Origin of the sequence: Clavibacter michiganensis (genome assembly GCF_021216655.1) — a bacterium.
GTDB lineage: Bacteria > Actinomycetota > Actinomycetes > Actinomycetales > Microbacteriaceae > Clavibacter > Clavibacter michiganensis.
This window is the reverse complement of the sequence record NZ_CP080437.1, coordinates 3,216,982-3,229,627: the sequence shown is the minus strand read 5'-3', so window position 1 is coordinate 3,229,627 and position 12,646 is coordinate 3,216,982. Positions and strand designations below refer to the sequence as shown.

Here is a 12,646-nt window from a genome sequence, read left to right as displayed (position 1 = left end):
CGCGGGGGCGTCGGACGCCGTCCGCCGGACCGAGCGCTACGCGCGCGGGCGGAGCGGGCCGGCGAACTCCGTGCGGACGCCGCGGGAGAACAGCACCGAGTCGGGCGCGCGGTCGACGATCCCGGGGAGGCCGGCGGCGGCGACCAGCTCGTCGTCGATGCCCACCAGCTCGGCGCGCTCCAGGGTCCAGGCGTCGTGCGTGTTCGGCCAGTAGCGCGTCACGCCGCGGCGGGCCACGTGCATGCCCCAGCGCGCGGTGAGGAAGTCGGCGAGCGGATCCCCCTCCACCTCCTCGCCGAGCGGGCGCACGGCGATGCGGGACGACGGCCGGGCGCCCGTGTGCCGGCGCGACGTGTAGGTGACGACGCCGTCGTGCTCCTCGTGCGTCATCGACGCCCACATGTAGGGCAGTCCGAGGCCCACGCGCGCGCCGATCACGGGCAGGAGCTTCGCGGCCTCGAGCGAGCGGAAGACCACGCCGCGGCGGCCGTCGTCGCCGACGCTGTAGAGGCGCACGTTGAGCTCGGCGAAGGTGCCGGCCCACGGCACGACGGGCAGGGGCGGGAAGGCGCTGCGGGACAGGACGAACGGGATGAGGCCGACCCAGCTGGATCCGTCGTGCACGTCCGGGCGCGTGCCCGGCGGGAGGAGCGGTGCGACGAGCGCGGGATCCACGCGCCAGTGCACGAAGGCCAGGTCGCTCCAGACCTGGCGGATGACCGCGCGGCCGGGGAGGTCGGGGGCGGCGGCGGAGACCGGATCCGCGGGGCGGGTCATCGTGCGCGCCCCGGGGCGGCGGCGGGCGCGGCGGTGTCGGCAGGCGACGCGGGCGAGGCCGCGTCGCCGGGCGCCGGGCGGCCGGCCGCGCGGATCACGTCGATGAGGCCGCGGCGCATCTCCTCCGAGCGGGCGAGCTCGGGGACGACGTCCTGCTCGAGCGCCTGCGCGCGCTCCCACGCCTCGGCGCCCGCCTCGGTCCGCGCGACGACGTGGCGGCGGCGGTCGGCGGGATCCGGCGCGCGCGACACGAGCCCCTCCCGCTCCAGCCGCTCGAGCGTGCGCGACATGGTCTGCGTCTCGACGTGCGCGGAGCGGGCGAGCTGGATCTGGCTCAGCGGCCCGTCGCGGAGCAGGTGCAGCGCGATGAGGCCCGCGTGCGTGACGCCGAGGGTCGCGAGCGCCTCCGACCAGGCGTGCTCGACCGCGCGCGCGGCCGTGGACAGCAGCCGACCCGTCGGCCAGCTCGCCAGCTCGTCCTGGGCGGACATCCCTGCTGCCATGCGCGCACCTCCTGCTACAGTCATCGTCAGCAGGCTTACTATCCGCCTGCTGACAATCCCATCGTAGAGGAGCAGGCCGCATGGGCACCGTAAAGGACATCGTCCGCCAGATCGTCGTCATCTCGAGCATGGCGTTCGCCGTCATCGGCTCCGCCTTCGGGTCGGGCGCGTTCAGCGACCAGAGCATCCAGAACGCGTCGAGCGGCGCCCTCAGCGCGAGCTACACGCCCGTCGCCCCGGCCGGCCCCGCGTTCTCGATCTGGAGCGTCGTCTACCTCGGGCTCATCGCGTACACGGTCTGGCAGGCGCTCCCCGCGCAGCGCGCCGACGAGCGCCAGCGCCGCGTCGGCTACCCCGTGGCGGTGACCCTCGTGCTCAACGCCGTGTGGATCCTCACCGCGCAGGCCGGGTTCCTCGTGCTCAGCGGCGTCGTGATCGTGGCGCTGCTCGTGACGCTGATGTGGACCTTCCGGGCGCTGATGGCGACGCGGCCCCGGAACGCGGTCGAGGGCGTCGTGCTCGACGGCACGATGGGCCTCTACCTCGGGTGGGTGAGCGTCGCGTCGATCGCGAACATCGCCTCGATCCTCACGGCGTCCGGCTTCCAGCCGGGCACCACAGGGCGCGATGCCTGGGCCGTCGTCCTGTTGGCGGTCGCCGGCCTCGTCGGCGCGGTGCTCGCGCTCCGCGACGGCGGGCGGCTCGCGCCCTCCGCCGCGATCGCGTGGGGCCTCGCGTGGGTCGCCGTCGGACGCCTCACGGGCGAGCTGCTGTCGACGCCCGCCGCCGTCGCCGCGATCGTGGCGGCCGCCGCGGTCGTCGTCGTGACGCTCGTCGCCCGCGCACGTGCCGGGTGGAGCGGCCGGGTCGCCGCGCGTCCCGCGGCCGCCGCAGCCCGCTAGCGCCGCGCGTCGGCCGGCAGCGGGTCGGCTGACGCCGGCTCAGCCTGCCGCGGCTGCGCGATAGGCGGAGTCGGCGGCGTGCTTCGCGTCGACGAGGCGCTGGATCCTGCGGTCGGTGTCCGCGTCCGGCCGGGTGAGCTCGGGGTGCGCGGCCCGCCACGCGACGATGCCGCGGACGGCGAGGTGGAACGGGATCCGCGGCTGGAACGCGGGCACGAGCCGGCGGATCCGCGTCGTGTCGAAGACCGCGCTGTGCGACAGGTCGCCGACGACGAGCTCCGACCAGCCCCAGTCGGGCTCCACGATGGGGAACTGCTCGGCGGGCACGTGGACGAGGCGCGCCTCGACGCCGAGCGCGTCGGCGACGAGGTGGTGGATCCGGTCCCAGGTCGAGACGTCGTCGCTCGTGATGTGCAGCGCCTCGCCGACCGCGCGCTCGTCGCCGAGGATGCCGACGAGCCCGACCGCGAAGTCGTCCGCGTGCGTGAGCGTCCACAGCGACGTGCCGTCGCCCGGGACCACGACCTCGTCGCCGCGCGCGATGCGGTCGACCACGGTCCAGTCCCCCGCGAGCGGCGGGCTCGCCTCGTCGTAGGTGTGCGACGGGCGCACGATCACGACGGGGAACCCGCTCGCGGCGTGGTGGCGGAGGAACGCGTCCTCCATCGCGATCTTGTCGCGCGCGTAGGAGAGGAACGGGTTGGCGCGGAGCGTCGACTCGGTGATGGGCGTCTGGAGCGCGGGCTTGCGGTAGATCGACGCCGAGCTGATGGCGACGAACTGGCGGGTGCGCCCGGCGAAGAGCTCGACGCGGCGGTCGGCGCCCGCGGCGTCGAAGGAGAGGAAGTCGACGACCGCGTCGAAGGTGCGGTCGCCGATCGCGGCGAGGAGGGCGGACGGATCGGTGGCGTCGGCCACGCGCGTCGTGACGCCCTCGGGCGTGCCCCGCCCCTTGGCGTCGGCACCGCGGTTGACGACCGTGACGTCCATCCCGGCGGCGACGGAGGCCCGGACGCACGCGGCGCTGATGGTGCCCGTCCCGCCGAGGTAGAGCACGGACAGGCGGGCGGCGTCGTGGGTCACAGGGGTCCTCGTCATCGAAGCGGGGGCGCCGGTCGGATCCGCGCCCTGCGTGCACGCTACGCCCGCGCCGGGCCGTCCCCACCAGTCGCGGAGGGGGAAAGGTTGCGGGCATCCGGGGCGCGGGTGCGCGGCGACGGAGCGTGGCGGGGCGGCTCGGCGCCGGCTAGGAGGCGACGCGGGCGTCGGCGGGCGCCGCGGTCGGCTCCGGCGTGCGATCGGTCGTGGGATCCGCGACCGGCGCGGCGGGCGCACCACCGCCCCTGCGGGCCTTCGGCAGGACGCGCGCCAGGTCCAGCACCCCGCGCACGTCGCGGCGCACGGCCGGCACGAGCGCGACGGCGAGCGCGTAGAGCACGGCGGTCGTGCCGACGCCCGCGAGGAGCTGCAGCACGTCGGATCCGGTGTCGACCGAGGCGAGGAGCGCGCCGGTGGCGACGCTCACCGACCCCACGACGCCGATGATCCGCAGCGCGCCCATGTAGAGGCGGCGCGTGGGGATCGGGGCCTTGCGCGACAGCCACCACAGCGAGATCGGCCAGCAGATGGTGGGGGCGGCCGCGTATCCGGCCGCGATGCCCACGATGCCGAACGAGGATCCGACGAGGATGCAGCTGACCTTGATCGCGGCGCTCAGCAGCGAGAAGCGGAAGAGGTCGCCCGTCAGGCCGCGCGAGACGTAGACCCAGTAGCCGACGAAGGCGAGGGTGTCGAAGATGCCCGCGATGGCGAGGAGGCGGAGGATCGGCGCGACGCTGTCCCATTGCGGCCCGAGGAACACCGCGGTGATCGGCACGGCCGTCGCGGCGACGAGGCCGAGGCCCGCGCCGAGCGTGTAGCCGAGGGCCAGCTGGCCGCGCGCGACGTAGTCGGCGAAGCGGCGCTGCTCGTCGGCGAGGCGCGAGAGCACGGGGATCGCGACCGTGGTGAGGGGGCTGCGGATCTGCGCGAGCGGCGTCATCAGCAGCTGGAACGCGCGGTTGTAGATGCCGAGCGACCCGGCGCCGAAGCGGAGGCCGACCAGGAACGTGTCGATGTTGTTGCTGACGTAGCCGACCATCTGGCTCGAGACCATGTTCCAGCCGAAGCGCAGCAGCGGGCCCATCGGCTCGCCGCGGCGCGGGAGGCGCGGGATCCACCGGGCGAAGCCGACCGCGAGGCCGAGCAGCACGAGCGTCTGCGTGAGCTGCTGCGCGACGAGCGCCCAGTAGCCCCAGCCGAGGAGCGCGCCGCCGATCGCGACGAGGAGCGCGACCGCGGGAGCAGTGACGTCCGCCGTCGCGAGCGCGCGGAAGCGGAGGCTGCGGGTGAGGCTCGCGCGGTACTGGGTCGCGAGGCCGTTGAAGACGAAGGTGAGGCTGAGGGCGTGCGCGATGGGGATCAGCTCGTCGTGGCCGAAGACCGCCGCGAGCGGCCAGGCGGCGCAGAAGACGAGGGCGGCGAGCACGAGGCCGATGCCCGCGTTGATCCACCAGAGGTTGTCGCGCTGCGTACGGCTGAGGTCGCGGGCCTGGATGGCCGCGTTGGAGAGGCCGAAGTCGCGGAAGATCTCGCCGACGCCGATGATCGCGAGCACCATCGCGAGCAGGCCGTAGTCGGTGGGCGTGAGCAGCCGGGCGAGGACGACGACGGACGCGACCTGGATGAGGATCCGGACGAGCTGCGCGCCGATCGTGACGATCGCGCCGCGGGCCGCGCGGGCGCCGAGTCCCTGCATGGCGGCGGGCGGCGTCTCGGGCGCGGGCGCGGCGGCGGACGCGGGGTCGCCGGGCAGGGCGGGATGCATGGGGCTCCGTCGTCGGGTCGAGGAGGGGGTGGCGATCGGGTCGGCCGCGGGTGACGGCCGGATCACCGCGAGCTCGGGTGTCGGGTGGTGGGGTCCGCCGGGTATGCGGGCCCTCGTCGATGCTATCCGCGTGGGCGCGCGGTTCCAGCCCCCGAACGCGGGTGGGCCGGCTCAGCCCCGCTCGACGCCGCGGCGGATGCGCAGCGCGCGCCGGTACGCGGACGCGTGCGCGGTGCCCGCCCGGTCCCAGTCGCGCGCGGAGAGGTCGGGCGACGCGGCACGGGCCCCGGTGCGCACGTCCTCGGTCGCGCGCAGCAGCGCATCGGGGGTCAGGTCGCCGTCGAAGAGGTGGATCCAGCCCGGGCCGACCTCCTCCGCGAGCGCGCGGTTCACGGCGTTGTCGGGCACGAGCACGGGCCGGTCGAGCGAGAGGGCCGCGAGCGCGCCGCCGGAGTTGTGCATGAAGCGGTACGGCAGCACGACGAGCTCGGACGAGGTGACGATGTCGACGAGCTCGGCGTCGGACTGGAAGCGGAGGTCGAGGCGGATCCGGTCGTCGCCCGCGGCGAGCGCGCGGATCGTGCCGGCCAGCTCCTCGGAGGACGGGTTGCCGCCGATGCGCAGCGACAGGTCGGCACCCGCGTCGCCCGCGCCCCGGAACGCCGCGACGAGCTGCTCGACGCCCTTGTACCGGCGGACGAGGCCGACGTAGCCGAGGCGGCCGGGCACCGCGTCGGCCCGCGGCTCGTCGCGGAACCAGTCGCGGTAGTGGCCGTGCAGGATCGTGGCGTGCGGCTGGTCGGCGGGGATCTCCGTGATCGGGTTCACGCGCACGCGCAGCGTCGTCATCCGCTCCATGAGCGCGAGCAGCAGGGATTCGCGGCGGCCGATGCCCTGCGGCCGCTCGAGGTTGTGCACGGTGCGGACGATCGGGATGCGCCCGAGCGTCAGCTTCGCGACGAGCGCGACCGTGAGCGCCTGGCGCACGGCCTTCTTCAGCGGGCTGCGGCCGTCGACGAGGATCTCGGGCCAGTGCACGTGGAAGACGTCGTAGCGGCCGAGGAGCGCGGTGCGCCAGCCGAAGTGCAGCGGGCGGACGCCGGGGGCCTGGGCGAGCGCGCGGCCGAGCATCACGATGTAGGGGTTCGTCGTGGGGCGCGGCGCCGGCGACGACTGGAGGACGACGAGGTCGCGGCCGGGCGGACGGGAGGGGATGGTCATGGCGCTCCTGGCGGGATGACCGGCGGCGGGACGTCGGGCACGGCCACGGGGTCATCGGTCGAGGAAATAGACTATGCCACCACCCGCCCGCACCCGAGGGCGGCCCCGCCTGCGCCACCCCGCCGGCGCTCCCCGCCGCACGGCCGACCGATGGGACCCGCATGCCCCGCCCCGCCCTCCTCGCCGTCGTGGTCGTCAACTACGGATCCGCCGACCTCGTGCGCGAGAACGTGCTGCCGCTCGTCGAGCGACTCGACGACGCGCTGCTCGTGGTCGTCGACAACCGCACCACCGACGCGGAGCGGGAGCGCGTGCGCGACCTCGCCGCGCACCCGTCGACGCGCGTGCACGGCGTCTACCCCGACGGCAACACGGGCTTCGGCACGGGCATGAACATCGGCGTGCAGGCCGCCCGCGCCCTCGGCGCGCGCGAGTTCCTGCTCCTCAACCCGGACGCGACCATCGAGCCCGACCAGCTGGCCGTGCTGCGGGGCGTCGTGGCCGCGGATCCGCTCACGCTCGCGGCGCCGACCATCCTCCGGCCGGACGGCAGCACGTGGTTCCGCGGCTCCGACCTCTACCTCGCCGACGGCCGGATCCGCTCCGCCGCCCGCCGCGCGCAGCACCCCGGCCAGGCGACCGAGCCGTGGCTCACGGGTGCGTGCCTGCTCGTGACCGACGAGCTCTGGACCCGGGTCGGCGGCTTCTCGGACGACTACTTCCTGTACTGGGAGGACGTGGACCTGTCGCGCAAGGTCGTGGAGGCCGGCGGATCCCTGCGCGTGGTGGAGGACGCCGTCGCCGTACACGCGGAGGGCGGCACGCAGAGCGCCGGCCACGAGAGCGCTGGCCAGGCGAAGTCGGGCACGTACTACTACCACAACATCCGGAACCGGCTCCTCTACGGGGCCCGGCACCTCGACGCGGCGACGCTCCGCCGGTGGCGGCTGCTCACGCCCGTGATCGCGTACGAGGTGCTGCTGCAGGGCGGGCGGCGGCAGTTCACCCACCCGGTGGCGCCCGTGTCGGCGGCCGTGCGCGGGATCCTCGACGGCTACCGGCTCTCCGGGGGCTGGCGCGCGGTGCCGTCGCCCGCGCCGACGACCGCGGCGCCCATCCGGCCGGTCGCGCCCGCGGCCTCGCTCGTCGTCGCGATCCTCACCTACCGCCGGCCCGACGACATCCGCGCCGTCCTGCCGCTCGTCGCCGCGCAGGCGGCCGACCTGCGGGAGGCCGCCGCGGCCGACGCCGCGCTCCCCCGCGCCGTGCGGATCGTCGTGGTCGACAACGACCCGGCGGGCGGTGCCGGCGCAGCCGTGGAGGACGCCGCGGTGGACTCCCCCGTGCCGATCGCCTACGTGCACGAGCCGACGCCCGGCATCTCCGCCGCCCGCAACCGCGCGCTCGACGCCGCGGGCGACGACGACCTGCTCGTGTTCCTCGACGACGACGAGCGGCCGGATGCCGGCTGGCTCACCGCCCTCGCCCGCGCACGCCAGGCCACGGGCAGCGCGGGCGTTGCGGGCCCCGTACGCAGCGAGTACGAGGTCGAGCCCGACGCGTGGGTCACCGCGGGCGGCTTCTTCGCACGCCGGCGCCCCGCGACCGGCACGCGCCTCGAGGTCGCCGCGACGAACAACCTCCTGCTCGACCTCCGCGCCGTGCGCGCGGCTGGCCTGCGCTTCGACGTGGACCTCGGCACGCAGGGCGGCGAGGACACGCTCTTCACGCGCCAGCTCGTCGCGTCGGGCGGGCTCCTCACCTGGTGCGCCGAGGCGGGCGTCGTCGACGTCGTGCCGCGCGCCCGCACCACGCGCCGCTGGGTCGTGCTCCGCGCCTTCAGCAGCGGGAACTCGTGGAGCCTCACCTCCGTCGCGCTCGCACCGGCCTCCCCTGTCGCGCGCACCCGGATCCGCGCCGAGGCGACCGCGCGCGGGCTCGTGCGGGCGCTCGGCGGCACCGGGCGGATCGCGGTGGGCGCCGTCACGGGCAGCGTCGCGCACCGCGCGAAGGGCACCCGCACGCTGGCGCGCGGCGCCGGCATGGTCGCGGGCGCGTTCGGCTGGTCGTACCAGGAGTACGCGCGGCGCGACTGAGCGGATCCGCGCGGCCTGGCCGCCAGCGGCCTCCCCTGGACGGGGGTCTCGTCGGGGCGCGCAGCCGGACGTACGATGCCAGGGCAGAAGACCCGGAATCCTGCGTCGGTCGACCACCCATCGCCCGCCCGCACCGCGCCGCCGACCCGCCCTGGTCGTCGGGCCCGTCTTCCGCCGTACCCGACGAGCGAAGAAGGCCATGCCCGCACCCGAGAGCACCCCGTCCGACCTGCGTCCGCGCCGCGAGCGTCGCGCCCGCAGCCGCCGCACCACCGTCGTCGTGATCGGCGCCGCCTCCGTCCTCGCGGTCGCCGCCGTGGTCGGCACGGTCGTGGTGAACGGATCCGGATCCGACGCCCCCGCGGCCGCCGCCGACACGAAGGACTGGTCGGAGGTCGCGCCCACCGCGGGCGCCACGGAGGCTCCCGCCCCGCTCCCCGACGGTGACACCCGGGCGCTCGGCCAGGAGGTCGCGACCACCGTCGGCCTCGACGAGACCGCGACGTTCCCCGGCTCGATCCAGGCGCGCATCGTCTCCGTCACGCCGACGAGCACCGACGGCGGACGCGTGGGCGAGCTGAGCGGCGACGCGGTCGACGTGCGGCTCGAGCTCGTGAACGTCACGGACGCGGCCGTCGCGGTCGACTCCGTGGCCGTCAACGTCTACTACGGCGCCGACCGCACGCCCGCGACGCCCGCCGACTCCGACACCGTGATCCGCGGCTCGCTCGCGCCCGGCGCCTCCGCGACCGGCGACTACGTGTTCAGCGTGCCCGCCGCGTCGGCCGACGCGATCAGCGTGGTCGTGGCGCGCGACGCCGGGTCGCCGGTGGTCGTGTTCCAGTAGCGGCGACGCTGCGCGTGTCGGAGCTCGATACTGATGCCATGGCATCACCGCTCATCTCCGACATCGCCCACTCCGGTCTCACCGTGGCCGACCTCGACGACGCGTTGGCGCTGTGGTGCTCCGGTCTCGGGTTCGTGCTCGAGCGCACATTCACGCTCGACGTGGAGGTCACGGCGGCGACCACCGGCGTCCATGGAGCCGTGATCCGCGCAGCGACGGTGACGCTCGGCCCCCACCGGGTGGAGCTGCTGCAGTACGACCCGCCCCGACTGCTCGAGTCCGCCGGCTCGCCCGCGCAGGTCGGCGTGGTGCACATCGCGCTCACGGTCTCCGACCTCGATCGTGTGCTCGAGCTCTGCGCTGGACACGGCTGGAGACCGGTCGGGACACCTCACCGGATGGCCGGTGGCCCCCGAGCCGGCACGCGCATCATCTACCTCGAAGGTGCCCTCGGTGGATTCCTCGAGCTGATCGCGCCCCCACAGCTCCCGTAGTCCGCGTCGGCCATCGGATCCCGTCTGGTTCTCGGTGTCTCGACCACCGATCCCCACCCGGACACCCGCTGGCTCACGCGTCGGAGCAACGCGTCCCGATCCGGGCCGGTCCGGCCGCGCCCCTCGTCGTCCGTCCCGCGCATCACCCCGCGGCGTGCGCCTTCCGCGCCGCGCGCGCCGCGCGGCCCGTCTGCTCCGCCTCCGCGCGGTAGTACGCGCGCTTGTCCTTCGTGGGGCGCACCTTGTTGAGCACGACGCCCAGCACGGATCCGCCGGACTTCTCGACCGCGTCGAGCGCCTCGGAGAGCTGGGCGCGGTGAACGCGCGTCTGGTCGGCGACGACGATCGCGCCGTCGGTCATGCGCGCGACGAACGCGGCGTCGGCGACGGCGATGAGAGGGGCGGTGTCGATCACGATGACGTCATAGGTCGCCTTGGCCAGGCCGACCAGGTCCTCCATGCGCGACGACGCGAGCAGCTCGCTCGGGTTCGGCGGGATCTCGCCGCTGGTCAGCACGTGGAGCGTGCCGTCGCCCCAGGGCTGCACGACGTCCTCGAGGAGCGCCTGGCCGACGAGCACGGTGGTGAGGCCCGCGTCGCCCTCGAGCCCGAGGTACTGCGCGACGACGGGCCGGCGGAGGTCGGCGTCGACGAGCAGCACGCGGCGCCCGCCCTCGCTGAGCGACATCGCGAGGTTCGCGGCGACCGTGGACTTGCCCTCGCCGGGGATCGAGGACGTGACGACGATGCTCGACGACCGGTCGCCGAGGAGCACGAAGCGCAGGTTCGCCTTGAGCTGGCGGAAGCCCTCGGCCGCGGTCGACAGCGGCCGGACCGCCATCGCGAGGCCGGTCACCCCGCGCTCGCGCTCGAGCGCCCCGAGCAGGGGCGCGGTCGTGAGGTGCGCGACGGCCTCGGCGGAGCGGACTCGCGTGTCGAGCAGGCGCACGAGCGCGAGGCCGAGGAGGCCCGCGAGGAGGCCGAGCAGCAGGCCGGCGAGCGTGTTGGTGCGGCCGTTCGGGGCGGACTGGAACTCGGGCTCGGGGGCCTCCTGGATCACCCGGACGGAGACGGTCGGCGAGCCCTCGGCGCCCGTCGGCGCGTACGCCTCGGCCGTGTCGCGGAGGCTCGTGGCGACGGCGTTGGCGATGTCGGCAGCCTGCGCGGGCGACGGCTCGGTGACGCTGATCTCCATGATCACGGTGTTCTGCGGCGTCGTGACGGTGACGGCGCGCGCGAGCTCCTGCGGCGTCTGGTCGAGGCCGAGGCCCGAGATCACGGGCTCCAGCACCGCGGGCGACTCGGCGAGCTCGCCGAACGAGAGCATCTGGCTCTGCGTGTAGGTGGCGCCCTGGTTGAGGTCGCTCGCGCTGGATCCGCTGCTCAGCGAGAAGTAGAGGCGCGACTGGGCGGTGTACACGGGCGTCGCGAGCTGGGACAGGCCGAACGCGACCGCGCCGCCCGCGAGCGTGGCGGCGACCACGACGTACCAGAGTCGGCGGAGCAGGGCGGTGAACTCGTGGAGCGTCATCGTGAGGGGGTTCTTCCGGGTAGGAGCGGCGGGGCGGTGGTGCGGGCGGGATCGGGGTGGTCGGCGGCGTCGGCGACGGCCGGTGCGTCGACGGGGTCGGGCGGCGGCTCGGGCAGGGGCGCGCCGTCGCGGCGGAGGATCTGGCTCGTCGCCGCGACTCCCGCCAGGAACCACACGAGCGTCGCGTACTGCGTGATGAGCGCCACCGACGCGAGCGCGGGGATCTGCGCCACGAGCGCGATGGTCGCCGCGGTCGCGTGACCCCGCAGGACCAGCCAGACGCCGATCGCGAGGGCGACGAGCACCGCGCCCGCGACGAGCAGCCCGAAGGTCAGGCCCGTGAGCACGAGCTGGCTGTCGATGGAGCGGAACGGGCCGTAGAAGACGCGGCCGTCGCTGCCACGGTGGGCCTCGGGGGTCGTGCCGAGGATCCCCATGCCGGGCACGAGGCTGTAGAGGTCGCCGCGGTAGTCGGAGCTGGCGCTCGCCTCCGTGCCGGCGTCGTCGAACACGGACTGGACGAAGGGCGCGACCGCGGCCGCGACGACGACGACGCCCGCGGTGACGGTCGCGCGCACGCGGAGCGAGATCGCGTCGCGGAGGAACACGATGGACAGCGCGAGGCCGAGGACGGCCCCGAGCATGCCGACGCGGCTGAAGGTGAGGACCGCGGCGAGCATCATCAGGGCGGTCATGCCGAGGCGCGCAGGCAGCCCGAAGCGGGATGCGAGCGTGAGCGGGATGGCGATGGCGAGCGCCGAGCCGAGCGCGATCGAGTGGCCGTACGCGCCCTCCGCCCGGACGATGCCGCCGCGCCCCTGCAGGGTCGCCCACGTCTCGCGGAGGCCCGCGTTGCCGGGGAGGAGCACGAACGGGTTCCAGCCGGTGACGAACTCGACGATCGCGAGCGCGGCGACGACCGTGAAGACCACGGCGATGATCGCCTGCAACGACGCCATGCCGATCCGGTGCGCCGCCATGCGCCCGAGCAGGTACCCCGGCAGCGCGTAGGTGAGGAACGTCACGAGCGTGGACATGCCGATGCCCGCGCTCCCGCCGACGACGACGCCGGCGAATCCGGCCGCGGTCATCAGCACCACGAGCACGTCGAGCGGTGAGACGCGGAAGGCCGGCACGGGCACGATCGCGAGGATCACGAGGACGGCGACCACCGTCGACGGCGGCAGGTAGTAGCCGCCGAGCGGCACCCCCGACCAGACCGGGACGAAGGAGAGCACGACGAGCCAGAGGGCGACGGCCGTGCGCGGGAGGCGCCGCAGGACGAGCAGCAGGAGGGCGCCGCCCGCGAGCGCGATGCCGAGGAGGAGCAGGGTCTGGAGGCCGGATCCGGCGAGCAGGGCGCTCATCGAGTCCCCTCCCCCGGGAGCGCGCGCGGGCGTGATTGCGCC

11 protein-coding genes are annotated in these 12,646 nt (G+C 75.0%); 4 read left to right on the top strand and 7 right to left on the bottom strand.

Annotated elements, in window-relative coordinates; all coding sequences use genetic code 11:
* Positions 1-36: 36 nt before the first annotated feature.
* The gene (locus tag K0V08_RS15320; RefSeq protein WP_079532049.1) at positions 37-777 is read right to left on the bottom strand and encodes a YqjF family protein; all 741 of its coding nucleotides are present in this window, start codon (positions 775-777) and stop codon (positions 37-39) included.
* Positions 774-1,280 carry a MarR family winged helix-turn-helix transcriptional regulator gene (locus K0V08_RS15315; protein WP_012037520.1) on the bottom strand — a complete coding sequence of 169 codons (507 nt, stop codon included), beginning with the start codon at positions 1,278-1,280 and terminating at the stop codon, positions 774-776. The genes K0V08_RS15320 and K0V08_RS15315 overlap by 4 nt, the downstream gene beginning before the upstream one ends.
* Before the next feature lie 80 nt (positions 1,281-1,360).
* Here K0V08_RS15315 and K0V08_RS15310 point away from each other — a divergent pair, with 80 nt between their 5' ends.
* Entirely contained in the window at positions 1,361-2,182 is an 822-nt protein-coding gene (locus tag K0V08_RS15310) for a TspO/MBR family protein (protein ID WP_079532046.1), read from the top strand.
* 39 nt (positions 2,183-2,221) lie between these two features.
* On the opposite strand, the gene K0V08_RS15305 is transcribed toward K0V08_RS15310, so the two are convergent.
* From K0V08_RS15305 to K0V08_RS15295, 3 genes are all read right to left on the bottom strand, one after another.
* Entirely contained in the window at positions 2,222-3,265 is a 1,044-nt protein-coding gene (locus K0V08_RS15305) for an NAD-dependent epimerase/dehydratase family protein (RefSeq protein WP_079532043.1), read from the bottom strand.
* Positions 3,266-3,428: 163 nt separating this feature from the next.
* Complete coding sequence (locus K0V08_RS15300; protein WP_079532040.1) at positions 3,429-5,048, bottom strand: lipopolysaccharide biosynthesis protein; 1,620 nt, start codon at positions 5,046-5,048, stop codon at positions 3,429-3,431.
* A gap of 171 nt (positions 5,049-5,219) precedes the next feature.
* A complete protein-coding gene (locus K0V08_RS15295) occupies positions 5,220-6,269 on the bottom strand; it encodes a glycosyltransferase family protein (protein WP_079532039.1) in 1,050 nt (349 codons plus the stop codon).
* Positions 6,270-6,430: 161 nt separating this feature from the next.
* Between K0V08_RS15295 and K0V08_RS15290 the strand changes: the two genes are divergently transcribed.
* From K0V08_RS15290 to K0V08_RS15280, 3 genes are all read left to right on the top strand, one after another.
* The gene (locus K0V08_RS15290) at positions 6,431-8,365 is read left to right on the top strand and encodes a glycosyltransferase family 2 protein (protein WP_079532038.1); all 1,935 of its coding nucleotides are present in this window, start codon (positions 6,431-6,433) and stop codon (positions 8,363-8,365) included.
* A gap of 199 nt (positions 8,366-8,564) precedes the next feature.
* Positions 8,565-9,212: a hypothetical protein gene (locus tag K0V08_RS15285; RefSeq protein ID WP_079532036.1), complete on the top strand. Its 648-nt coding sequence runs from the start codon at positions 8,565-8,567 to the stop codon at positions 9,210-9,212.
* A gap of 38 nt (positions 9,213-9,250) precedes the next feature.
* The gene (locus tag K0V08_RS15280) at positions 9,251-9,706 is read left to right on the top strand and encodes a VOC family protein (protein WP_079532033.1); all 456 of its coding nucleotides are present in this window, start codon (positions 9,251-9,253) and stop codon (positions 9,704-9,706) included.
* A 142-nt stretch (positions 9,707-9,848) separates the two neighbouring features.
* Here the strand turns inward: K0V08_RS15280 and K0V08_RS15275 are convergent, their stop codons facing one another.
* Positions 9,849-11,237, bottom strand: coding sequence for a tyrosine-protein kinase domain-containing protein (locus tag K0V08_RS15275; RefSeq protein ID WP_079532031.1), 1,389 nt, complete (start codon positions 11,235-11,237; stop codon positions 9,849-9,851).
* Positions 11,234-12,604, bottom strand: a complete 1,371-nt coding sequence (locus K0V08_RS15270; RefSeq protein ID WP_079532029.1) for a hypothetical protein — start codon at positions 12,602-12,604, stop codon at positions 11,234-11,236. Before K0V08_RS15270 ends, K0V08_RS15275 begins: the two co-directional genes overlap by 4 nt.
* Between the last annotated feature and the right edge of the window lie 42 nt (positions 12,605-12,646).

What these genes read in the sequence shown, in the direction of transcription:
- K0V08_RS15320 (WP_079532049.1), bottom strand. Translation starts at nt 777, where the DNA reads ATGACCCGCCCCGCGGATCCGGTCTCCGCCGCCGCCCCCGACCTCCCC.
- K0V08_RS15315 (WP_012037520.1), bottom strand. Translation starts at nt 1,280, where the DNA reads ATGGCAGCAGGGATGTCCGCCCAGGACGAGCTGGCGAGCTGGCCGACG.
- K0V08_RS15310 (WP_079532046.1), top strand. Translation starts at nt 1,361, where the DNA reads ATGGGCACCGTAAAGGACATCGTCCGCCAGATCGTCGTCATCTCGAGC.
- K0V08_RS15300 (WP_079532040.1), bottom strand. Translation starts at nt 5,048, where the DNA reads ATGCATCCCGCCCTGCCCGGCGACCCCGCGTCCGCCGCCGCGCCCGCG.
- K0V08_RS15295 (WP_079532039.1), bottom strand. Translation starts at nt 6,269, where the DNA reads ATGACCATCCCCTCCCGTCCGCCCGGCCGCGACCTCGTCGTCCTCCAG.
- K0V08_RS15290 (WP_079532038.1), top strand. Translation starts at nt 6,431, where the DNA reads ATGCCCCGCCCCGCCCTCCTCGCCGTCGTGGTCGTCAACTACGGATCC.
- K0V08_RS15285 (WP_079532036.1), top strand. Translation starts at nt 8,565, where the DNA reads ATGCCCGCACCCGAGAGCACCCCGTCCGACCTGCGTCCGCGCCGCGAG.
- K0V08_RS15280 (WP_079532033.1), top strand. Translation starts at nt 9,251, where the DNA reads ATGGCATCACCGCTCATCTCCGACATCGCCCACTCCGGTCTCACCGTG.
- K0V08_RS15275 (WP_079532031.1), bottom strand. Translation starts at nt 11,237, where the DNA reads ATGACGCTCCACGAGTTCACCGCCCTGCTCCGCCGACTCTGGTACGTC.
- K0V08_RS15270 (WP_079532029.1), bottom strand. Translation starts at nt 12,604, where the DNA reads ATGAGCGCCCTGCTCGCCGGATCCGGCCTCCAGACCCTGCTCCTCCTC.